At 71.7% G+C, this 21,677-nt stretch carries 17 protein-coding genes; 9 read left to right on the forward strand and 8 right to left on the reverse strand.

Annotation, left to right across the window (positions count from 1 at the left end; genetic code table 11):
• The 4 genes from ACTMVF_RS26085 to rsmH all read right to left on the reverse strand — a co-directional run bounded on the left by ACTMVF_RS26085 (position 1) and on the right by rsmH (position 5,271).
• The gene (locus tag ACTMVF_RS26085; protein WP_441273532.1) at positions 1-1,527 is read right to left on the reverse strand and encodes a UDP-N-acetylmuramoyl-L-alanyl-D-glutamate--2,6-diaminopimelate ligase; all 1,527 of its coding nucleotides are present in this window, start codon (positions 1,525-1,527) and stop codon (positions 1-3) included.
• A gap of 172 nt (positions 1,528-1,699) precedes the next feature.
• A complete protein-coding gene (locus ACTMVF_RS26090; RefSeq protein WP_441273533.1) occupies positions 1,700-3,649 on the reverse strand; it encodes a peptidoglycan D,D-transpeptidase FtsI family protein in 1,950 nt (649 codons plus the stop codon).
• A gap of 5 nt (positions 3,650-3,654) precedes the next feature.
• A complete protein-coding gene (locus ACTMVF_RS26095; RefSeq protein WP_441273534.1) occupies positions 3,655-4,236 on the reverse strand; it encodes a septum formation initiator family protein in 582 nt (193 codons plus the stop codon).
• 78 nt (positions 4,237-4,314) lie between these two features.
• Entirely contained in the window at positions 4,315-5,271 is a 957-nt protein-coding gene (rsmH, locus tag ACTMVF_RS26100; RefSeq protein ID WP_441273535.1) for a 16S rRNA (cytosine(1402)-N(4))-methyltransferase RsmH, read from the reverse strand.
• Between the two features lie 420 nt (positions 5,272-5,691).
• Between rsmH and ACTMVF_RS26105 the strand changes: the two genes are divergently transcribed.
• The 4 genes from ACTMVF_RS26105 to ACTMVF_RS26120 all read left to right on the forward strand — a co-directional run bounded on the left by ACTMVF_RS26105 (position 5,692) and on the right by ACTMVF_RS26120 (position 11,291).
• Positions 5,692-6,240, forward strand: coding sequence for a beta-class carbonic anhydrase (locus tag ACTMVF_RS26105; protein WP_441273536.1), 549 nt, complete (start codon positions 5,692-5,694; stop codon positions 6,238-6,240).
• A 259-nt stretch (positions 6,241-6,499) separates the two neighbouring features.
• On the forward strand, positions 6,500-7,540 hold the full coding sequence (locus tag ACTMVF_RS26110; RefSeq protein ID WP_441273537.1) for an AAA family ATPase: 1,041 nt from the start codon (positions 6,500-6,502) through the stop codon (positions 7,538-7,540).
• A complete protein-coding gene (locus ACTMVF_RS26115; protein WP_441273538.1) occupies positions 7,540-8,913 on the forward strand; it encodes a DUF58 domain-containing protein in 1,374 nt (457 codons plus the stop codon). Before ACTMVF_RS26110 ends, ACTMVF_RS26115 begins: the two co-directional genes overlap by 1 nt.
• Positions 8,910-11,291 carry a transglutaminase TgpA family protein gene (locus ACTMVF_RS26120; RefSeq protein WP_441273539.1) on the forward strand — a complete coding sequence of 794 codons (2,382 nt, stop codon included), beginning with the start codon at positions 8,910-8,912 and terminating at the stop codon, positions 11,289-11,291. Before ACTMVF_RS26115 ends, ACTMVF_RS26120 begins: the two co-directional genes overlap by 4 nt.
• A gap of 620 nt (positions 11,292-11,911) precedes the next feature.
• Here the strand turns inward: ACTMVF_RS26120 and ACTMVF_RS26125 are convergent.
• The 3 genes from ACTMVF_RS26125 to ACTMVF_RS26135 all read right to left on the reverse strand — a co-directional run bounded on the left by ACTMVF_RS26125 (position 11,912) and on the right by ACTMVF_RS26135 (position 14,216).
• Positions 11,912-12,307, reverse strand: coding sequence for a DUF3040 domain-containing protein (locus tag ACTMVF_RS26125; RefSeq protein ID WP_441273540.1), 396 nt, complete (start codon positions 12,305-12,307; stop codon positions 11,912-11,914).
• A 289-nt stretch (positions 12,308-12,596) separates the two neighbouring features.
• The gene (locus ACTMVF_RS26130; RefSeq protein ID WP_441273541.1) at positions 12,597-13,424 is read right to left on the reverse strand and encodes a methyltransferase; all 828 of its coding nucleotides are present in this window, start codon (positions 13,422-13,424) and stop codon (positions 12,597-12,599) included.
• 219 nt (positions 13,425-13,643) lie between these two features.
• Positions 13,644-14,216, reverse strand: a complete 573-nt coding sequence (locus ACTMVF_RS26135; protein ID WP_441273542.1) for an SAV_6107 family HEPN domain-containing protein — start codon at positions 14,214-14,216, stop codon at positions 13,644-13,646.
• Positions 14,217-14,382: 166 nt separating this feature from the next.
• Here ACTMVF_RS26135 and ACTMVF_RS26140 point away from each other — a divergent pair, with 166 nt between their 5' ends.
• The 5 genes from ACTMVF_RS26140 to ACTMVF_RS26160 all read left to right on the forward strand — a co-directional run bounded on the left by ACTMVF_RS26140 (position 14,383) and on the right by ACTMVF_RS26160 (position 20,605).
• Positions 14,383-15,228, forward strand: coding sequence for an ATP-binding cassette domain-containing protein (locus tag ACTMVF_RS26140; RefSeq protein ID WP_441273543.1), 846 nt, complete (start codon positions 14,383-14,385; stop codon positions 15,226-15,228).
• Complete coding sequence (locus ACTMVF_RS26145; RefSeq protein WP_441273544.1) at positions 15,200-17,284, forward strand: YhgE/Pip family protein; 2,085 nt, start codon at positions 15,200-15,202, stop codon at positions 17,282-17,284. Before ACTMVF_RS26140 ends, ACTMVF_RS26145 begins: the two co-directional genes overlap by 29 nt.
• Positions 17,285-17,307: 23 nt before the next feature.
• Complete coding sequence (locus ACTMVF_RS26150) at positions 17,308-17,937, forward strand: TetR/AcrR family transcriptional regulator (protein WP_441273545.1); 630 nt, start codon at positions 17,308-17,310, stop codon at positions 17,935-17,937.
• Between the two features lie 462 nt (positions 17,938-18,399).
• Positions 18,400-19,014, forward strand: a complete 615-nt coding sequence (locus ACTMVF_RS26155) for a DUF4126 domain-containing protein (protein WP_441273546.1) — start codon at positions 18,400-18,402, stop codon at positions 19,012-19,014.
• Between the two features lie 79 nt (positions 19,015-19,093).
• Entirely contained in the window at positions 19,094-20,605 is a 1,512-nt protein-coding gene (locus ACTMVF_RS26160) for a phytoene desaturase family protein (protein WP_441273547.1), read from the forward strand.
• A gap of 41 nt (positions 20,606-20,646) precedes the next feature.
• On the opposite strand, the gene ACTMVF_RS26165 is transcribed toward ACTMVF_RS26160, so the two are convergent.
• Positions 20,647-21,651, reverse strand: a complete 1,005-nt coding sequence (locus tag ACTMVF_RS26165; RefSeq protein ID WP_441273548.1) for an SCO2102 family sporulation regulator — start codon at positions 21,649-21,651, stop codon at positions 20,647-20,649.
• Positions 21,652-21,677: the final 26 nt, after the last annotated feature.

Below are 21,677 nucleotides of genomic sequence, written 5' to 3' on the forward strand. Positions count from 1 at the left end.
TCATCCCTGGGTCTTCTGGATAGCTTCGCGAAGCACTAGGCGGTCGTCGAAGGGACGGACCACTCCGGCGATGTCCTGGCCCTGCTCATGGCCCTTGCCGGCGACCAGCACGGTGTCACCGGGCCGGGCGCGGGAGACGGCCGCGGCGATCGCGGCGGCCCGGTCCTCGAAGACCTGGACCTCGCCGCGCTCGTGCGCCGGTACGGACGCCGCGCCCTGGAGCATGGTGGCGAGGATCGCGAGGGGGTCCTCGGAGCGGGGGTTGTCGGAGGTCAGTACGGCGGTGTCGGCGAGCCGGGCGACGGCGGCGCCCATCGGCCCGCGCTTGGTCACGTCGCGGTCCCCGCCGCAGCCGAGCACGACGTGCAGGCTGCCCTCGGTGACCTTGCGGAGCGCCTTGAGCACCGATTCGACGGCGTCGGTCTTGTGGGCGTAGTCCACGACCGCGAGATATGGCTGCCCGGCGTCCACCCGCTCCAGCCGGCCCGGCACGCCCGGCACCGCGGCGATGCCGTCGGCGGCGGCCTGCGCGTCGAGGCCGGCGGCGGCCAGGGCGGTGATGGCGGCGAGGGTGTTCGCCACGTTGAAGGGGCCCGCGATCGGCGACCTGGCGGCGATCCGCTCGCCCTTGGGGCCGATCACGGTGAACGTCGAGTCCATGGGGCCGACTTCGACGTCCTCGGCGCGCCAGTCCGCGTCCGGGTGGCCCTCGGCGGAGAAGGTGACGACCGGGACGGTGGCTTCCTTGGCCAGCCTGCGGCCGTACTCGTCGTCGAGGTTGACGACGCCGAGTTTGCTGCGTTTCGGGGTGAACAGCTGCGCCTTGGCCCGGAAGTAGTCCTCCATGTCGGAGTGGAACTCCATGTGTTCCGGGCTGAGGTTGGTGAAGACCGCGATGTCGAAGACGCAGCCGTCGACGCGGCCGAGGACCAGCGCGTGGCTGGAGACCTCCATGGCGACCGCCTCGACGCCGCGCTCGCGCATGACGGCGAACAGGGCCTGCAGGTCGGTGGCTTCGGGGGTGGTGCGCTCGGACTTGATGCGCTCGTCGCCGATGCGCATCTCGACCGTGCCGATCAGGCCGGTGGTGCGGGCGGTCTTGAGGGCACCCTCGACGAGATAGGCCGTGGTGGTCTTGCCGGAGGTGCCGGTGATGCCGATCTGCAGCAGGTCCCGGCCGGGGTGGCCGTAGATCGTGGCCGCCAGCTCGCCCATCAGCCCGCGTGGGTCATCGACGACCAGGACCGGCAGGCCGGTCGCCGCGGCGCGCTCGGCGCCGGTCGGGTCGGTCAGCACGGCGGCCGCGCCGAGGCCCGCGGCCTGCGTGACGAAGTCGGCGCCGTGCAGGCGGGCGCCCGGGAGGGCGGCGTACAGGTCGCCGGGGCGGACGGCACGCGAGTCATGGGTGATGCCCGTGACCTCGACGGCGTCCGCGCGGTCCGGCGCGGTGGCACCCAGCTGATCGGCGAGTTCCGCGAGGGGTGTGGCGGAGACCTGCGCCGGCCTGGGCGGCCCCGGATACGTCACGGGATGCCCTTTCTGGGTGGTTTGGGACTGATCAGCGTGTGGCACGGCGGTGAGCGTACCGGGCGCACCGGCCTCGGAGCGAAGTGAGGGGCGGGGCGCGCTCTGGTTCCCGGAGTCGGGGGTGATCGTTGTCACGAGGTGGTTCCTGGCTGCTCGGTGCTGATCAGGGTGGTCAGGGCTTGTAGGAGACCGGGAGCTTCGCGGGCTTGGCCCCGGTCGGCGGGACCTGGAGGGTCTTCAGGGCGAACTCCATCACCTTCTTGTAGATGGGGCCGCAGATCTGGCCGCCGAAGTAGTTGCCCGCGGTGGCGTTCTGGATGGCGCAGTAGACCGTGATGCGGGGCTTGTCCGCGGGTGCGAAACCGGCGAACGACGACGTGTAGCCGCGGTACTTGCCGGTGGCCGGATCCACGCGGTTCGCCGTACCCGTCTTGCCCGCGACGCGGTAGCCGGGGATGCGCGCCTTGGTGCCGGTGCCCTCCCTGTCGTCCACGACCGACTCCAGCATCTGGGCGAGGGTCTTCGCCGTCTTGGCGCTGATGACCCTGGTCTTCTTGGGTGCCGGGGCGTCGGTGAACTGCCCGTCGGGCCCCTTGGTGCCGCGTACGAGCGTGGGTTCGACGCGGACGCCGCCGTTGGCGATCGTCGAGTAGATCGAGGCCGCCTGCATCGCGTTGAGGGACAAGCCCTGGCCGAAAGGAATCGTGTACTGCTGCGAGGTCGACCACTTGTTCGGGGGCGCGAGGATGCCGCGGGTCTCGCCGGGGAAGCCGAGCCCGGTGTAGCTGCCGAGGCCGAACTTGCGCAGGTAGTTGTAGAGCACCTTGTTGGCCTGCGCCTGGGTCCTGCCCAGCTGGCCGGTGGCCAGGATGGTGCCGATGTTGCTGGACTTGGCGAGGACGCCGTTGAGCGTCAGGAACCAGGTCGCGTGGTCGATGTCGTCCTTGAAGAGCCGGTCGCCGCGGTGCAGCCGGTTGGGTACGACGACGTGCGTGCCGGGCGTGGCCACGCCCTCCTCCAGTACGGCGGCCATCGACATGACCTTCGCGGTGGAGCCGGGTTCGTAGGCGTCCTGGACGGCCGCGTTGCCCATGTTCTCGCCGCTGGCCGCGGAGAGGTCGTTCGGGTCGAAGCCCGGCGAGTTGGCCATGGCGAGGATCTCGCCGGTGCGGGTGTCCTGGACGATCACATAACCGCGGTCCGCCCTGGACTCCTGCACCTGCTCGGTGATCGCGTTCTGCGCGGCCCACTGGATGTCGCGGTCGATGGTGAGCTCGACGTCGCTGCCGGGCACGGCGGGCGTCTCGGTGGAGCCCGCGGTGGGGACCTGGCGGCCGCCGGACTGGGCGTAGCGGATCTCGCCGTCCTTGCCGGACAGCTGCTTGTTCAGCTGCTGCTCGATACCGCCGCCGCCCTTGCCGTCGGCGTTGACCCAGCCCAGTATCCCGGCGGCGAGATCGCCGTTCGGGTACACGCGCTTGCTGCTGGCGACCGAGAGGACGCCCGCGAGGACGTTGACCGTGCTCTTGTCGCTCTCGGCCTTGGTGGCCAGCGCGCTCTTCAGGTCCTTGATCTGCTTCCAGACCTGCGGGGTCTGGCGGCTCGCCAGCAGGGTGTAGCGCAGGTTCTTGTTGGCGGGCCGGAGCTTCTTGATGATCTTTTCCGGCTCCTGGCCGAGAATCGGCGCGAGAAGGGCGGCCGCCTGCTCGGGGCCGTCGTCGATCTTCAGCTGTTCGCGGCTGAAGAGCGTGGGGTCGGCCGTGATGTCGTACGCGTCCACGCTGGTCGCCAGCGCCACGCCGTTGCGGTCGGTGATGCCGCCGCGCACGGCGGCCAGGGTGTAGCCGACGTACCGGTTCTTCTCGGCCTTGGCGGCGTATGTGCTCGCGTCGACGGCCTGCACCTGGAGCAGCCGTACGACGAAGGCGATCAGGACGAGGGTCAGGGCCAGGCTGACCATGCGCAGCCGGGGGCGGGGGCTGCCGAGCCGGATCTTGGCGGGGGGCATGGGGCGCGACCGTGCCGGGCGGGCCGCGGGGGCCGGGCGCCGCTGGGCGCCGCCGGAGCGGGCGGGCTTCGCGGGTCCGGGCACGCGGCGGCGCGGCGGTTCCCTGTCTGGCACTTCCGTCACCTGCCGGGGGTCGGGTACGTGGAGGACTGGGCGGACGGGACGAACTGCTCGGGAGCTGCGTACCGGGGCACTCCCGAGGTGGCTTCGGGGGCCGTGTACTGAGATACCTCGGGGGCCGCAGTGGTGGGGGCCGGGCTGGGGACCGGGGGCTCCGTGGGCTCGCTGACGAGGGCCTCGGGGGCGAGGACGAGGGGGACGTAGCCGGTCTCGTCGGCGGGCGCAGGGCTGGGGAAGCCCTTGACCGTGCCGTCGGGGCCGAGGAAGGCGGGGTCGCCGCCGGGGACCATGCCGAGTTCCTGGGCGCGGCGCTGGAGGGCGTCGGGGGCGGAGTAGGCGTCGATGTCCCGCTGGAGGGACTGCTCCTCGTCGGTGAGGGACTTCGTGTCCCTCTTCAGGTCGTCGAGTTTGAACGCGCCTTCGCTGAGGGCGGAGTTCAGCACGAGGAGCCCGATGAGGCCGCCGCCGAGGAGGACGACGACGAGGAGGACGAAGGGGGCTCGGGCGGCCTGCCCGCCCCCGGTGGGGAAGAGCCGCGCGAGCCGGGCCGCCCGACCCCTCAGTTCGGGTTTCCTACTCACTCGTCCTCCCCCGAGTCCGGTTCTCCAACTCATGGGTTTGAATCCTGGACCCGGACACCCGCCCCTGCCTCGCGCGCCTCATTCGATGGACTCCCTGATCCGCTCGGCCCCCCGAAGGCGGGCCGGTGCCGCGCGCCGGTTCTCGGCGACCTCTTCCTCGGTGGGAAGTTCGGCACCGCGGGTCAGCAGCTTGAGCCGGGGCTGGTACTGCTCGGGGACGACGGGCAGCCCGGGCGGGGCGGTATTGGCGGCGCCGGCCGCGAACACCTGCTTGACCAGCCGGTCCTCCAGCGAGTGGTACGACAGGACGGCGATCCGTCCGCCGACGTCGAGGGCCTTCACGGCGGCCGGGATCGCCCGCTCCAGGACGGAGAGCTCGCCGTTGACCTCGATGCGCAGCGCCTGGAAGGTGCGCTTGGCCGGATTGCCGCCGGTGCGCTTGGCGGCCTGCGGCAGGGCGTCGCGGATCAGCTCCACGAGCCGCGCGCTGTTGCTGAACGGCTCCTTCTCGCGCTCGCGCACGATGGCGGCCACGATCCGCTTGGCCTGCTTCTCCTCGCCGTACGCACGCAGGATCCGCACCAGTTCGCCGGGCGGGTAGGTGTTGAGGACCTCGGCGGCACTGACGCCGGTCGTCTGGTCCATGCGCATGTCGAGGGGGGCGTCCTGGGCGTAGGCGAAGCCGCGGTCGGCCTCGTCGAGCTGCATGGAGGAGACACCGAGGTCGAACAGGACGCCCTGCACGCGCGCGAGGCCGAGCCGGTCGAGGACCTCCGGGAGCTCGTCGTAGACCGCGTGGACGAGGGTGGCGCGCTCACCGAAGGGCGCGAGCCGCTCGCCGGACAGGCGCAGGGCCTCCTTGTCGCGGTCGAGGGCGACGAGGCGGGCCTCGGGGAACTGCTGGAGGAGAGCCTCGCTGTGGCCGCCGAGCCCGAGCGTGCAGTCGACGACCACCGCTCCCGGCCGCTGCAGGGCGGGGGCCAACAGGTCCAGGCACCGCTGGAGCATCACCGGGACATGTCGACTCTGACTCAAGGGGCCCTCTCAGATCCGGCGAGGCGGTACGCACCGCCGGGTCCCCGCCCGCTCGTGAAGGGGAGGCCTGCCGGCGCCGGAAGCGTCAGCCGGCCGGGAGCGGGAGGAGGCCGAGCCGTACGTACGCGCCGCGCACGTGGGGAGATCTCCGGCAGTCGCGGGGGTCTCCGGGGAAAACAGTCCAGCAGGGAGAGTTCTCGCCTCCCGCTTCGCGTCACTTTAGTCCACCCTGTCTCGCGGTCAATCAACCGGCCTGCGCGTCGCCGATTCGGGTTCGGGCGAAGCCGCGCAGTGCGGAAAATCGCTCGTATGGACGCAATCACGCCACCCCTGTGGGTTAGCTCACAACAAGGGTCGATGACGTTCTTTGTCCCGTCTCACAACGGGACCGTTTCGACCGTGACCAGTACCGTCATGGGTATGACGACTTCTGCATCGGTTCCCGCTGGTCCCCAAGGTGCGATAGCCGACCGCGGCACGGTCACCGACCGTCTCGTCGAGGCGAACGAGCGATACGCGTCCGCCTTCAGCGACCCCGGCATGGACGCCCGCCCCGTGCTCCACGTCGCCGTCGTCGCCTGCATGGACGCCCGTCTCGACCTGCACGCCGCGCTCGGTCTGGAGCTCGGCGACTGTCACACCATCCGCAACGCCGGCGGCGTCGTCACCGACGACGTGATCCGCTCCCTCACCATCAGTCAGCGCAAGCTCGGCACCCGCAGCATCGTCCTCATCCACCACACCGGCTGTGGCCTGGAGGCGATCACCGAGGACTTCCGCACCGAACTGGAGATGGAGGTCGGCCAGCGGCCCGCCTGGGCGGTGGAGGCCTTCCGGAACGTCGACCAGGACGTACGGCAGTCCATGCAGCGCGTGCGCACCTCGCCGTTCCTGCTGCACACCGACGACGTGCGGGGCTTCGTCTTCGACGTGAAAACGGGTCTGCTGCGCGAGATCGACCCCGCCTAGCCGTCGCGCAGGGCCCGCGTAACCATCCGCCGCACCTGTCGTTTCGCTGTCAATTCCGGCTCTGGCGTGCCCAAAAGTCCGTAAGACCCGACATATCGCAGGCAGTTGTCCACAGGCGAGTGACACGAATCGGTAACGGCAGCAAGAATGCGGGTGTGGCAACACGCGGAACGTTTCCTGCGTGGTGTCCGTGTTCCAGGGGAGGGCCGGTCCGCGTCGTAGAGCGTCGGCCCGGAAAGAACGGGCCGAGGAGGGCCGGGTGACGACCTATGACGATCGAGCGAGCCTCACTGATCTGACCGCCACTGTGGAGCGTGTCCGCAGTTCGGTGGAAGGAGTGATCGAGGGCAAGCCCGAGGTCGTACGGCTTTCGCTGACCGTACTGCTCGCCGAGGGACATCTTCTGATCGAGGATGTTCCCGGCGTGGGCAAGACGATGCTCGCCAAGGCACTGGCGCGGTCCATCGACTGTTCGGTTCGGCGTATCCAGTTCACGCCCGACCTGCTGCCGTCGGACATCACGGGCGTGTCCATCTGGGACCAGCAGCGCAAGGACTTCGAGTTCAAGCCAGGCGCGATCTTCGCCCAGATCGTGATCGGCGACGAGATCAACCGCGCCTCGCCCAAGACGCAGTCCGCGCTCCTGGAGTCCATGGAGGAGCGCCAGGTCACGATCGACGGCCAGACCTACGAGCTGCCGAGCCCCTTCATGGTGGTGGCCACGCAGAACCCGGTCGAGATGGAGGGCACCTACCCGCTGCCCGAGGCCCAGCGCGACCGCTTCATGGCCCGCGTCTCCGTCGGCTACCCCAGCGCGGAGGCCGAGCTGCAGATGCTGGACGTGCACGGCGGGGTCTCCCCACTGGAGGACCTCCAGCCGGTGGCGCACGCCCACGACATCGTGAAGCTGGTCGAGGCTGTGCGCGGCGTCCATGTCGCCGAGCCGGTCCGGCGGTACGTGGTGGATCTGGTCGCCGCCACACGCACCCACCCCGACCTCAGACTCGGCGCCTCCCCGCGCGCGACGCTGCATCTGCTGCGCGCGGCGAAGGCGTCGGCGGCCCTGAGCGGCCGGGAGTACGCGCTGCCGGACGACGTACAGGCCCTCGCCGTGGCCGTCCTGGCCCACCGCCTGCTGCCCACCGCGCAGGCCCAGCTGAACCGCCGTACATCCGAGCAGGTCGTCCAGGAGATCCTGCAGCGCACCCCGGTGCCCGCCGCGCCCCAGCAGCAGAGCGGCTTCGGGGGCCTCGGCCGCGGTACCCAGGCCTATGGCCAGCAGCCGCCGCGGAGGCTGTGATGACCTCCGGCAGTACGGGCCAGGCCGAGCCGGACCGCGGTGAGAACAGCGGGGTGCGCACGGCACTGGCCGGTCTGACCACGCGCGGCCGCTCCTTCCTGGCCGCCGGTGTGGCGGCCGCCGTCTGCGCCTACGTGCTCGGCCAGAGTGACCTGCTGCGTGTCGGGCTGCTGCTCACCGTGCTGCCGCTGGTCTGCGCGACCGTGCTGTACCGCACCCGCTACCGGGTCGCGGGCAGCCGCCGGCTCTCCCCCGCGCGCGTGCCCGCGGGCAGCGAGGCCCGCGTCCATCTGCGGATGGACAACGTCTCCCGGCTGCCCACCGGCCTGCTGATGCTCCAGGACCAGGTGCCGTACGTGCTCGGCCCGCGCCCCCGCTTCGTGCTGGACCGGGTGGAGGCGGGCGGCCGCCGCGAGGTGTCCTACCGGGTCCGCTCCGACCTGCGCGGCCGCTACCCGCTGGGCCCGCTGCAGCTGCGCCTGAGCGACCCGTTCGGCATGTGCGAGCTGACCCGGTCCTTCTCGACGTACGACACCCTGACCGTCATCCCGCGCGTGGAGCCGCTGCCGCCGGTGCGCTTCAGCGGGGAGGCGAAGGGCTACGGCGACGGGCGGCAGCGCTCGCTGGCGCTGGCCGGCGAGGACGATGTGATCCCGCGCGGGTACCGCTACGGCGACGACCTGCGCCGCGTGCACTGGCGCTCCACCGCGCGCTACGGCGAGCTGATGGTGCGCCGCGAGGAGCAGCCGCAGCGCTCCCGCTGCACGGTGCTGCTGGACACCCGGGGCCTGGCCTTCCAGGGCGCGGGCCCGGACTCGGCCTTCGAGTGGGCCGTGTCGGGTACGGCGTCCGTGCTGGTCCACATGCTCGAGCGGGGCTTTTCGGTACGGCTGCTGACCGACACCGGCAGCTCGGTCCCCGGTGAGGGCGCCGACGGGTTCGCGGGCGCGAGCCAGGAGTCGGCGGACGCGGCCGGGCTGATGATGGACACCCTCGCGGTGATCGACCACTCCGACGGTACGGGTCTGTCGCCGGCGTACGACGTGCTGCGCGGCGGCAACGAAGGGCTGCTGGTCGCCTTCTTCGGCGACCTCGACGAGGAGCAGGCGGCGGTGGCCGCCAAGATGCGCCAGCGCAGCGGGGGCGCGGTGGCCTTCCTGCTGGACAGCGGGGCCTGGGTGCGGGAACCGACCGATGTGCCCGGCGCGTTGGACAGGAGCGAGGAGCGGCTGCGGTTGCTGCGGGAGGCGGGCTGGACGGCGCTGAGCGTGCCGCGGGGCGCTTCGCTGAACGAGCTGTGGCGCCAGGCGGACCGAGCGCGTACGGACGCCGCCGCGACCACTGGCGCGCGGGGGGAGGGGGGACCGGTATGAGCGGGCGGACACGGATGGCGCTGTGCGCCGCGGCGGCCACACTGCTGGCGTCCTGCGCCCTGCTGCCGCTGGTCTCTCCGGTCACCTGGCTGATTCAGGCGATCTTCCTGCTGGCGATCCAGACCGGCGTCGGCATGGTGACCCGGAGGGTGCCGCTGGCACGGCCCCTGACGGTGGCCGCGCAGGCCCTCGTCGCGCTGATGCTGCTGACCCTGACCTTCGCCAACCAGCAGGCGATCATCGGAGTGATCCCCGGTCCGGAGGCCTTCCGTCACTTCGCCGACCTGTTGCAGGCCGGCGCGGACGACGTGAGCCGGTACTCGATCCCGGCACCGCTGTCCGACGGCATCCGGCTGATGCTCATCGGCGGAGTCCTGATCATCGGCCTGGCGGTGGACACCCTCGCGGTGACGTTCCGCAGCGCGGCCCCGGCCGGGCTGCCCCTGCTGGCGCTGTACTCCGTGGCCGCGGGACTGGCCGACGGCGGCGCGGACTGGCTGTGGTTCCTGGTCGCCGCCGCGGGTTATCTGATGCTGCTCCTGGCCGAGGGCCGCGACCGGCTCTCGCAGTGGGGCCGGGTCTTCGGCGGGGCGCCACGGACGCCGGGTGGGGAGCCCAGCGGCGTGGTGGCGCCGGTCCGCACCGGGCGACGCATCGGCATGGTCGCCCTGGGCATCGCCCTGGTCGTACCGCTGGCCCTGCCCGCGATGAACGGCGGCCTGCTGGACCCCGCGAGCACAGTCGGCTCAGGCAGCGGGAGAGGGGGCACGATCTCCGCGGTGAATCCAGTGGTGTCGCTGCGCAACAGTCTGAACGTGGACGAGGACCGCCAGGTCCTCTCCCTGAGGAGCAGCACCGAAGACACCTCGAGCCTGTACCTGCGGATCGTGTCCCTGGACGACTTCGACGGCAAGACCTGGGAGCCGGCCAAGCGCGGTATCCAGGCCGTGCCGGACGAGTTCCCCACGCCCATCGGCCTCGGCCCCGACATCCGGCGTGCCGAGGTCGAGACGACCATCTCGGCCGCCGACTGGTACGCCCAGAACTGGCTGCCGATGCCCTATCCGCCCAGCGGAGTGAGCATCGCGGGCAGGTGGCGGTACGAACCGCTGGGGATGACGGTCGTCGGTGATCGCCGCCAGACCACACGCGGGGTGACGTACACCGTGCGCAGCCTCGATGTGCAGCCGACGGCGAAGCAGCTCGCAAACGCGCCGGAGCCGCCGGCGGCACTGAAGCGCGAGTTCACCGAGCTGCCCGACTCGCTGCCCGCGGTGGTCGCCCGAACCGCGCGTGAGGTCACCGAGGGCGCGACCAGCCACTACGAGCAGGCGGTCAAGCTGCAGGAGTACTTCGCCGTCACAGGCGGGTTCCAGTACGACACCAACGTCAAGGCCGGCGAAGATCGACAGGCGATCGCCCGGTTCCTGCGCGACAAGCAGGGCTTCTGCGTCCACTTCTCCTTCGCGATGGCGGCCATGGCCCGCTCGCTCGACATACCCGCCCGGGTCGCCGTGGGCTTCGCGCCCGGCACCCCGCAGGGCGACAGCACGGTCTCGGTGGGGCTGAAGGACGCGCACGCCTGGCCCGAGCTGTACTTCGAGGGCGTGGGGTGGACCCGCTTCGAGCCGACCCCGACCCGTGGTTCGGTTCCGTCATACACCCAGTCGGACTCGCCCGGCTCCAATCTCCCGGACGTGACGCGTCCCACGCAGTCGACAAGCACGGGGCCGTCCGCCTCGCCCTCGACGAGCGAGAGCTGCGCCGGGCAGAACCCGGAGCTGTGCGCGAGCGAGTCCCCCGAGGCCGCGCTCGCCCCGGGCGACGACGGCTCGAGGTGGTACGTCGTTCTGGCGTGGGCGCCCGTCGGGCTGGCAGCGCTGCTGATCCCGTTGGCGCCGATGCTGTGGCGACTTCGGACACGGGCGGCACGGCTGGGAGCACATGGCCGCACGGAGGCGGACGTATCGCGTCACACCTTGGCGGTCTGGCAGGAACTCACCGACCTCGCCTGGGACTTCGGCATCCCGCCGGACGACTCCCAGACGCCCCGCAAGACCGCGGCCCGCATCGTCCGCCTGGGTCACCTCGACCCACCGGCCGCAGCCTCGGTTCACCGGGTGGCCGACGCGGTGGAACAGGTCCTCTACGCCCCCGTCCCTCGCCCGACGGCCGGCCTCGCAGAGGATGTCCGTCGCGTCCGGTCCGACCTCGAGTCCAAGGCCCGCTGGACGACACGCATGCGCGCCGTCCTGGCCCCACGCTCCAGTGTGCGAGTGGTCTGGGCCGCGTCGGACTGGTGGACCGACACCAAGCGCCACGCAGCCGCCGCCCGACCGACACTGCGGCCGCCGTCGACGCCTGGGCAGCGAGGGTGATCCGTCGCTGGGGGTGAGGTGGAGGCGGGGCCGGGGCGGGGTGTGTGCTTCGGTCGGAGTGGGGGTGCGCCTTATTCGGGCTCAGGGCCTGCTCCGGCCCACGCCTCACTCGGGCCGAGGCCCCACTCCGGCCCACGCCTCACACGGGCCGAGGACCCACTCCGGCCCACGCTTCACTCGCGTCCGACTCTCACGGTGACGCATGCCGCGGTGCCCGCCCCAGCAGAGCTGGGACGGCTCGCTCAGCGGAACTGAGGACGATCGGGCCGGAGCGGCCGACGCGGGTCGGGCTGGGCGGCCTCGGCCGGGCGGGACGCGGAACGCGGACGGTACCTGCATCGGGGGCAAGCCGTAGCGGGCAGGGCTCCGGCCGGAGACCCGCACGGGCCGAGGACGAGGGGTCGCCTCTGGTCTGTGCGGCCGCCTGAGGTCGGCACGGCCGTTCGCTCGCGACGGGCGTCACGCAGGCGGTTCAGGACGTTGCTCGCCCCCGTCTCCTCCCCGCCCCAAGCCGTACGGGCAAGCCGTACGAGCGCATACGTCAGGGGGTGGCCACCGAGTCGGTGGTCACCCCCTGTGTGTCCAGGAGCTGCCTGTGTGTCCAGGAGCTGCTCGTCGAGCTAATGGCCGCCCTGTTCGTCACGACGGCGCTGCCAGCGCTGCTCGATGCGGTCCATCATGGAACGCTTCTGACGGGGCTGACGGCGAGCGTGCGGGCCGCCGGCGGCAGGCTGTTCGCCCGGCTTGGGGGCCTTGCGCCAGCCGGTCACGGCAAGTACCGCACAGCCCAGCATGACGAGGAAGCCCACCACGCTGAGCCAGACCTGCTTGGCGACCATTCCTGCCATGAGGAGCGCGATACCTACGAGGAAGCCGGCGACCGCCTGGTAGACCCGTCGCCGGGTGTACGTGCGCAGCCCGCTTCCCTCAAGCGCTGTCGCGAACTTGGGATCTTCGGCGTACAGCGCTCGCTCCATCTGCTCGAGCATTCGCTGCTCGTGCTCCGAGAGCGGCACGGAGTCCTCCTCATCGTGCAGTCGCCGGGGCGACCCGGGGGGTCCCTTCAGGATAGGCAGGGAATCGCCCCCGTGAAACCCGCCCCTCTACGCCAATTGGCCAACCGGGCTCCGCCATGGACATCCCGACTCGCTGAGATCTGCATTCCCCAGCGGCCGACCTGTCATGCCAGAACGGTCTCCCTCGATCATACGGCGCGGGACGCCCGATCGGGGGGCCTGTGGCGTACTCCATGTGCAGCCAACCCCCTGATCAACGGCGCACCCTCCCGGTCCGCTCACGGGCGGCTCAGGCCTCGGCGGTCTCCCGCGTCTCGCCGAGCACGTGGAGCTGCGTGGCCACCGAGTGGAAGGCGGGCAGCTCGGCCGCCGCCTCCTCCAGCTTCAGCAGCGCCTCCAGCGCCCCGGGCTCGGTGTCCACCAGCACCCCGGGAACCAGGTCGGCGAAGACCCGCACGCCGTGCACGGCACCGACCCGAAGGCCCGCGCCCTCGACCAGCCCGGTGAGCTGCTCGGCGGTGAAGCGGCGCGGCACCGGGTCGCCCTGACCCCAGCGGCCGTCCGGGTCCTCCAGGGCCTGCTTGGCCTCCTTGAAGTGGCCGGCGAGCGCCCGCGCCAGCACCGCGCCACCCAGTCCGGCGGCGAGCAGGCTGAGGACGCCCTCGGCGCGCAGGGCGGCCACCGCGTTGCGGACGCCCTCGGCGGGGTCGTCGACGTACTCCAGGACGCCATGGCACAGCACGACGTCGTACCCGCCGCGCTCGGCCACGTCGAAGAGGCCGTGGGCGTCACCCTGGACGCCCCGCACCCGGTCGGCCACGTCGGCCTCGGCGGCGCGCCGCTCCAAGGCGAAGAGCGCGTTCGGGCTGGGGTCGACGACGGTGACGCGGTGGCCGAGCCGGGCGAGGGGCACCGCGAAGTTGCCGCTGCCGCCTCCGGTGTCGAGGACGTCCAGCACCTGACGCCCCGTGGCCTTCACGCGGCGGTCCAGGGCATCCCGGAGGACTTCCCACACCACGGCTGTACGGAGGGCGGCGCGGGGGCGAGGGGTGCCGGAGCGCAGCGACGTCGTATGAGCGTGGTGGTGGGAGACGGGCGGGCGCATCGGGTCCGACACGGCAGTTGACTCCTCGGCGCGGCACCGCCACTTGCACGGCGGAGCGATCGGGCTGCCTCCCCGGCCCGGGACACGGGAGCGGGAAGGCTTCAGGCGCCCTCCACCCTATTGCCTACGGCGGCCCACCCGGCCATCGCGGTGCCGCGCGACCAGCCATCGCGGTCCCGCGTGACCCCGCCCGACCCGCCCGGCGAACAGCATGGGCGGGCAGCAGGGCGGTCAGCCCGCGTCCGGCATGTTCTCGCGCGCGTGACGCGAGCCGTCGGTCCCGTCCGCGTCGGTGTCCGGTCGCGGCTGGGGCAGGACCGGCTGGAGTACCAGCATCCGCTCGACGAGGCGCAGGAACATCGCCACGTCGCGTATCAGGTCGTCGGCGTCCCGGCGGCTGGCCGCGCCCTGGATGCCCGCCTCGGCCCGGGCGCGGCGCCGGGCGCCCGAGGCGAACAGCGCGCTCCACTCGGTGAGTTCGGGCGCTATCTCGGGGAGCACTTCCCAGGCGCTCCTGATGCGGGCCCGGCGCTTGGACGTCGGCTCGGGGCGCCCGCGTGCGGCGAGGACGGCGGCGGCGGTGCGCAGGGCGGCGAGGTGGGCCGTGGCATAGCGCTCGTTCGGCGTTTCCAGAACGGCGGCCTCGTCCAGTCCGGCACGGGCCTGGGCGAGCAGGTCGAGGGCGGCGGGCGGGGCCGTGGCCCGGCGGAGCACGGGGTGCACGTCGCTCGCCGGGCCGGTCAGTGAGGGGGCAGGGCCGGTGGCGCGGCGCCGGCGGGCGGCTGCTGCGGGGTAGTTGGCCATGACGAACCTCCTGTCGTCTGTGTGACGGCACGCCCGATACGGGATGCCGTATGTGCCCATCGTGAGGTATGGCACTGACAATCCGTTCTGACCTGGCCTTTTGCATCGATCGCGAGTTCGGACTAGCTTTTGCACTGACCAGTCAGTTCAAAAGAGGAGGGGCGGGATGGGGGGAACCGTGGCCGGAGTCGGCGTCACGGCCCTGGGCCTCGGTCTCGAAGGGCCCCGCGGATGGGCGTTCCGCGGGGTCTCCTTCGAGGCGGAGCCCGGCTCACTGATCACGATCGAAGGGCCGTCCGGCACCGGACGTACCTGCCTGTTGCTGGCTCTCACGGGACGGATGAAGCCCACCGAGGGAACCGCCACCGTGGGCGCGGCCGGGCTGCCCAAGCGCATGACAGCGGTACGGCGTATCAGCGCCCTGGCCCATGTCCCGGGTGTGACCGACCTGGATCCGGCCCTGACCGTCGCCGAGCACCTCCACGAACGGGCGCTGCTGCAGCGGCGGTTCGGCGACTCCTGGCGCGGGCTGCTGCGGCCGCGTGCCGATCGGAGGACCGATGCGCGGGCACGGATCGACGCCGCGCTCACGGCTGCGGGGCTCGACCTGGACTCCCTGCCCAAGGGCTCCCGTACCGCCGTACGCGATCTGGAGCGTCTGGAGGCGCTGCGGCTGTCCGTCGCGCTGGCCTTGATCGCTCGCCCGCTCGTGCTCGGTGTCGACGACACCGACCTCAAGCTCTCGGACGCCGAACGGGTCGAGGCCTGGGCGCTGTTGAAGTCCATCGCCGAGGCCGGAACCACGGTCCTGGCGGTGTGCAGCGAGGCCCCGGACGACACCGTCAAGGTGTCCACCGCCCAGGCGGCCGACGCCCAGCAGACCGACACGGCGTCCGCCGCCCAGGAAGCCCCGGAAACCGACCGACCGGAAACCGACGGACCGGAGACCGACGGCCAGGAAAGCGACGGAAAGGAGGCCACCGATGCGCTCACCGAGGCTGGCCGCGCTTGAGCTGAGGCGCTTCGGCCGGGGAAAGCTGCCGCGCGCCGCCCTGGTCGCGCTGCTGGTGCTGCCCCTGCTCTACGGCGCCCTGTACCTGTGGTCGTTCTGGGACCCGTACGGCCGTCTCGACCGCATCCCCGTGGCGCTGGTGAACGACGACAAGGGGGCGACCACCGAGGGGAAGAAGCTCTCGGCCGGCGACGACATCACCAAGGGGCTGCGCGAGAGCGACGTCTTCGACTGGCACGAGGTGAGTGCCGCCGAAGCCGAGAAGGGGGTCGAGAACGGCACCTACTACCTGTCGCTGACCATGCCGACCGACTTCAGCGCACGGATCGCCTCCAGCGCGGGCGACTCGCCGGAGACGGGCGCCCTTCAGGTGCGTACGAACGACGCGAACAACTACATCGTCGGGCAGATCTCGCGGACGGTCTTCAGCGAGGTGCGCGAGGCCGCGTCCACCAAGGCGTCGCGGTCGTTCCTGGACCGGATCTTCGTCTCGTTCTCCGACATCCACGGCGCGACGGTCAAGGCCGCGAACGGCGCCGACCGGCTCGAAGGCGGCATCGGCAAGGCGGAGAAGGGCTCCAAGGACCTCGCCGACGGGCTGAAGACCGCCAAGAAGGGCAGCGGCAAGCTGTCCACGGGCCTGAAGAGGCTCAACGAGGGGGCGGGTGACCTGGAGAGCGGCTCCAAGCAGGTCGCCGAGGGCACGCAGACGCTCGCCGACCGGGTCAACGGAGTCGACAAGAAGATCGGCCCCTTCCTCCAGGACAACGAGAAGACCATCGGGGACACCGCCCGGCTCGTCGCCGACACCTCGGGGGCGATCCGCAACAACCTCGACGACCTGGTGGAGCGCGCGCCGGGCGCCGCCAAGGGCGCCCATGCCGCCTCCGACGTGCTGAACGCCGTCTACAAGGCGCGCTGCGAGGACGCCGTACTGCCCGACCCGGCCTGCTCCGACCTGAAGAAGGCGAAGGCGTCGGCCGCGGACGTGGCGACGATCGCCGACGACCTCAACACGCTGATCGCCGACCAAGATGGGGATCTGAAGAAGCTCGACAAGAACCTCGCCACCCTCCAGAAGCAGTCCCAGGCGCTCGCCGACCGCGCGCCCCGCCTCTCCGAGGACCTCGACGACGCCGTCACCAGGATCAACAAGCTGAACCAGGGAGCCGCGAAGGTCGCCGCGGGCGCCAAGAAGCTGCACTCCGGCCTCGGCACGGCCAGGACCGGCGCGGCGAGTCTGGACGCCGGCGTGGGTGAGCTGAAGACCGGCGCGTACGACCTCAACGGCGGCATCTACAAGCTCGTCGACGGTTCCGGGAAGCTCTCGGACGGGCTGCACGACGGCGCGGAGCAGATCCCCGACTACGACAAGCAGGCCCGCGACCAGCGCACCGAGGTCATGTCCGACCCGGTCCAGCTCGTCTCCCGGGACATGCACAAGGCGCCCAACTACGGCACCGGTTTCGCCCCCTACTTCATCCCGCTGTCCCTGTGGGTGGGCGCGATGGTGGCGTACATGCTGATCGCGCCCATGAACCGGCGCGCGCTCGCAGCGGGCGCCTCGGCGTGGCGGATCGCGCTGGCCGGCTGGCTGCCCGTGGTGGCGATCGGGGTGCTGCAGACGGTGGCGCTGATGTCGGTGCTGCACTGGGCGGTCGGGCTGCAGATGGTGCGGGCGGCCGGGACGGTGGGTTTCCTGTTCCTGGTGACGGCGTGCTTCGCGGCGATCGTGCAGTGGCTGAACGCGCGCTTCGGAGCGGCGGGGCGGATCCTCGTCCTGGCCCTGCTGATGCTGCAGTTGACCTCCGCGGGCGGCACGTACCCAGTGCAGACCAGCCCGGGCTTCTTCAACGCGCTCCACCCCTTCCTGCCGATGAGCTACGTCGTGGAGGCACTCAGGAGGCTCATCACGGGCGGCGGTCTGGAACCGGTGTGGCACGCGTGCGTGGTGCTCGTCGCCTTCACCGCGGCCGCCCTCGCGCTGACCGCGCTGTCGGCCCGTCGTCGGCAGGTGTGGACGCTCGACCGGCTGCACCCGGAGCTGACCCTGTGAGCGCGCGCGGCACAATCAGGGCCATGGAAAGCAGCAACGCCGCGTCGGGCGGCAGCACCCGCCGTGAGGCCACCCGGCAGAAGCTCTACGAGGCGGCCGTCACGCTCATCGCCGAACAGGGCTTCTCCGCCACCACGGTGGACGAGATCGCCGAGCGGGCCGGGGTGGCGAAGGGCACGGTCTACTACAACTTCGCGAGCAAGTCGGTCCTCTTCGAGGAGCTGCTGCGCCACGGAGTCGGTCTCCTCACCGCCTCCCTGCGGGAGGCCGCCGAGAAGACCGAACGCGAGGGCGGCAGCAAGGTGGACGCCCTGGACGCGATGGTCCGCGCGGGCCTTGTCTTCATCGACCGCTACCCGTCCTTCACCCAGCTCTACGTCGCCGAGCTGTGGCGTACGAACCGGACCTGGCAGTCCACGCTGATGGTGGTCCGGCAGCAGGCCGTGGCGGTCGTCGAGGGGGTGCTCCGCGAGGGCGTGAAGAACGGCGAGTTCAGCGAGGAGATCGACGTCCAGCTGTCCGCCTCCGCGCTGGTCGGCATGGTCCTGGTGGCCGCCCTGGACTGGAAGTCCTTCCAGCCGGAGCGCTCCCTGGACGACGTGCACGCGGCGCTGTCCCGGCTGTTGCAGGGCCGGGTGAGCGGCCGCCGCTGAAGCGTCGGCGTCGCGCACACCATGGCGTCGGGCGCATACGTCGGGCGCATACGAAGTCGGGTGCATACGAAAGCGCCGGTCCGAAAGTGGCCGCGTCCCCCGCGGGCCACTCTCGAACCGGCGCCTTCTCGTGCTCCCCCGTCCCCCGTTTTTCCTTCCCCCGTACTCCCCCGTACTCCCCCGTGTCCCCCGTCGGACCCCCGTTCGGTCGTTCCCCCGGGTCCCCCGGTCTCGCTCCCGCCGACGCCGGGCCGGCGGAAGGAGCGGATCCGGGGTCGCTCCGTTCCGGCGCCCCGTGTCGCCGGTGCCGGAGCCGATCCCCTTCTCCGTGCCCCTACTCTCTCGTTCACGCAGGTCGGGGCCCATCCGCGCGCGTACTCATCTCACCGACTAGGTACGGGTACTCAGGGCTGCGCACTCATCCTCAGGACCCTCCGTTGCCGACTGGTTACGATCGCCTCCGTGTCGATACTCCCTTTGGTGTTCACCAGCGGCTGGGCCAGCGGCGTCAACGCCTACGCCGTGGTGCTGTTGCTCGGCGTCTTCGGCGCCACCGGCCTGAGTGACGAGGTGCCCGAGGCACTGCAACGGCCCGATGTCCTGATAGCCGCCGGCGTGCTGTTCCTCTGCGAGGCCGTCGCCGACAAGATCCCGTACGTGGACTCGGCCTGGGACTCGGTGCACACCGTGATCCGGCCGGTCGCGGGTGCCGTCGTCGCCGCGCTGCTCGCCGGTCAGAGCGGGTCGCTGCCCGAACTGGCGGCGGGCGCGGTCGGCGGTTCCACGGCACTGGTGAGCCACCTGGTCAAGGCCGGGACGCGGATGGCGGTCAACACCTCGCCCGAGCCGTTCAGCAACATCGTGGTGAGCCTCGCCGAGGATCTCGGGGTCGGAGCCCTGATCAGCCTCGCGATCTTCTATCCGGTCGCCGCGGCGGTCGTCGCGGGCGCCCTGCTGCTGGCCGGACTGCTGCTGCTCTTCTTCCTGGTCTCGCGGATCCGTCGCTTCCGGCGCCGCAGGGCCGAGCGCCGGGCGGAGAAGCGCCTCGCGCAAGCGGTGGGGCAACGCCCCGGCTGAGCCGACGAGCGGCTTCCACGCCGAGCTTCCACCCGAGGTCAGCGAGCCACTGTCAGTGGCGGCCGATAAAGTCCCACGCATGGCACGGATTGCGGTGATCGGCGCCGGGATGGGCGCGATGGCGGCCGCTGCCCGGCTGGCCGTCGCGGGCCACCGGGTGGCGGTGTACGAGCGTACGGAGACGTACGGCGGAGCGGTGCGCCGCTTCGAGCGCGACGGCTTCGGCTTCGACACGGGACCCGGGCTGCTCCCGCTTCCCGCGGTGTACCGCGACCTGTTCATCAAGACCGGCAAGGAGCCGCTGGAGGCGTGCGTCGAGCTGGTCCAGGTCGACCCGTCCGCGCGGCACCTCTTCGCCGACGGCACCGAGGTCCATCTGCCGAACGCCTCGCGCGCGGGCGTGGTCGCCGCCCTGGACGAGGCACTGGGCGCCGGGACCGGCGACCGCTGGGGCGACTTCCTGGTCCGGGCCCGCGAGGCCTGGGACCGGACGCGCAGGCCGCTGCTGGAGGAGCCGCTGTGGCCGAACTGGCAGGTGCTGGCCGAGCGCGAGCCCTATCCGTCGGTCCCCCACAAGCGACTCCTGCGCACCCGCCGGGCCGGCACGCTCGCCGAGGTCGGCGCGTGGGAGCTGCGCGATCCCCGGCTCATCGCCCTGCTGGAGAGCCATGCGCTCGCGTACGGCCTGGATCCGCGCGAAGCCCCGGCGAGCGCGGCGGTGCTGCCGTACCTGGAGCACGCCTTCGGGACCTGGTATGTGCGGGGCGGCATACGGGAGTTGGCGCGGGCGGTGTACGAGCGGTGCGTGGCACGGAAGGTCGAGTTCAGCTTCGGTGCCGAGGTGGTCGGGGTCCTGGAGAAGGACGGCCGGGCGGCCGGGTTGGAGCTGGCCGACGGGTCGGTGACGGAGGCCGACATGGTCGTCGGCACCGGACCGTGGCGCCTGAGCGACCTGGTGCACGGCCGTGAGCTGTACGCGTCGGAGGAGGTCGAGGCCAACCCCGAGGGCATGTCCCCGGGCCGGGTCGTGGTCTGTCTGGCGTTGCGCGGCGCGCGCGACGCGGGCACCGCGCACCGCACGGTGGTGCACACCCCGGACCGGCAGGCCGAGTTGGACGCCTTCGGGCTCGGTGAGCCGCCCACCCACCCGTCGGTCCGCATCGACCGCCCGGACGATGCGGCGCTGCGCCCCGACGACGGGCATGAGTCCGTGGTCCTCACGGCCACGGTGCCGTCACAGACGCTGTACGACTGGACCGCGGCCGGTGCCGCCGACGCCTTCGCGGACCGGATGGTGACGGCGGCCGAGCGGGCGATACCCGGACTGCGTGAGCGGACGCTGTGGCGCGAGGTCCGTACGCCGGTGGACACCCGGCGGGAGACGGGAGCCGAGGGCGGCGGGGTGCCGGCGCCGGCGCTGGCAGCAGCGGAGGGGACCTTCCTGCGCCCGTCCAACAGCACCCGCATACCCGGCCTGTTCACGGTCGGCGGCTGGTCCCATCCGGGCGGCGGTCTCCCTCACGCCGGTATGTCGGGCGCGCTGGTGGCCGGGCTGATCGTGGAGGGGCCGGACTTCCGGGGCTCGCAGTGAGGCCCGCGTAGGGCGCCTCACGAGGGACGCCGCGCGGGCTGTCAGAAGCGGTACTGCTCGTCGTAGCCGTTCCCCTGGCCCTGCTGCTGGCCGTCGCCCTGGTACGGGTAGTGCTGCTCCGGCGGGAGCTCACCGCCGTAGGCCTCGTCGGTGCGCTGCTGCGGGACCCAGACGCCGCCGGGCGGGGGCGTCTCGCCGTAGGTGCCGGTGGCGTACTGGTCCTGGCCGTAGCCCTGTTGGCCGTACTGCTGCTGGCCGTAGGTGTCGTACGAGGTGTCGCCATAGGTCTGGGCGCCGATGTACGGGTCGGAGTAGGCGGCGTACTGCTGCTGGCCGGTGGCGTCGTAGCCGTACTGCTGCTGGTCGTAGCCGGAGTAGCCGTCGTAGGCGTAGCTCTGGTCGGCCGTCGCGTACTGGTCCTGGGGCTGGCCCGCGGATGCGTAGTTCTGGTCGGCCGCGGCATGGGCGGCGTCGCTGTATATGCCGTACGAGCCGGTGTCCTCGGGCAGGGGCTGCGGCTCGTATACGGCGCTCGGGTCAGCGGCCGCGGGCCGATTCTGGCGCGAGGGGGTGAAGACGTCGTCGCGGTCGTAGTCGTCCTGGCCGTAACCGGCGTCGCCCTGACCGTAACCGGAGTCGTCCCGGCCGTACTTGGCGTCGTCGTGACCGTATGTGCCGTCGTGGCCGGGGAAAGAGCCCTCGTTCGCCTCGAGGTCGGAGACCTCCAGGGTCGGCTCCTGGCGGTCCGGTCGGCCACGGCGGCGCTTGACTGCAGCCAGGGGGCCCAGGGCCGGCGCGGAGACCGCCCAGCCGGCCGAGAAGCCGCGGCGGAACGACAGCGTGACGTAGGTCTGGCCGACCGCGAACGCCGCCGCACCCAGACCGATGACGACGACGGAGGGGATCAGCACCCCGACCACGACGCCGAGGAAGCCGACGAAGGCGAGCAGTCGCCAGCGCAGACGTGCCTTGTACTGCAGCAGCACCTCGCCCAGCAGCCACAGCGCGACGATGCCGAACGCGATGTAGAGGACCGTCCAGCCCATGTACGCCCCTCTCCCAGTGGCCGCCT

Origin of the sequence: Streptomyces sp. SD31 (assembly GCF_052068475.1) — a bacterium.
Taxonomy (GTDB): Bacteria; Actinomycetota; Actinomycetes; order Streptomycetales; family Streptomycetaceae; genus Streptomyces.

Bases quoted from the DNA above. Each gene is read 5' to 3' on its own strand.
- ACTMVF_RS26135 (WP_441273542.1), bottom strand. From the start codon at position 14,216: ATGGCCAACTACCCCGCAGCAGCCGCCCGCCGGCGCCGCGCCACCGGC.
- ACTMVF_RS26160 (WP_441273547.1), top strand. From the start codon at position 19,094: ATGGCACGGATTGCGGTGATCGGCGCCGGGATGGGCGCGATGGCGGCC.
- ACTMVF_RS26165 (WP_441273548.1), bottom strand. From the start codon at position 21,651: ATGGGCTGGACGGTCCTCTACATCGCGTTCGGCATCGTCGCGCTGTGG.
- ACTMVF_RS26140 (WP_441273543.1), top strand. From the start codon at position 14,383: ATGGGGGGAACCGTGGCCGGAGTCGGCGTCACGGCCCTGGGCCTCGGT.
- ACTMVF_RS26105 (WP_441273536.1), top strand. From the start codon at position 5,692: ATGACGACTTCTGCATCGGTTCCCGCTGGTCCCCAAGGTGCGATAGCC.
- ACTMVF_RS26150 (WP_441273545.1), top strand. From the start codon at position 17,308: ATGGAAAGCAGCAACGCCGCGTCGGGCGGCAGCACCCGCCGTGAGGCC.
- ACTMVF_RS26120 (WP_441273539.1), top strand. From the start codon at position 8,910: ATGAGCGGGCGGACACGGATGGCGCTGTGCGCCGCGGCGGCCACACTG.
- ACTMVF_RS26145 (WP_441273544.1), top strand. From the start codon at position 15,200: ATGCGCTCACCGAGGCTGGCCGCGCTTGAGCTGAGGCGCTTCGGCCGG.
- ACTMVF_RS26115 (WP_441273538.1), top strand. From the start codon at position 7,540: ATGACCTCCGGCAGTACGGGCCAGGCCGAGCCGGACCGCGGTGAGAAC.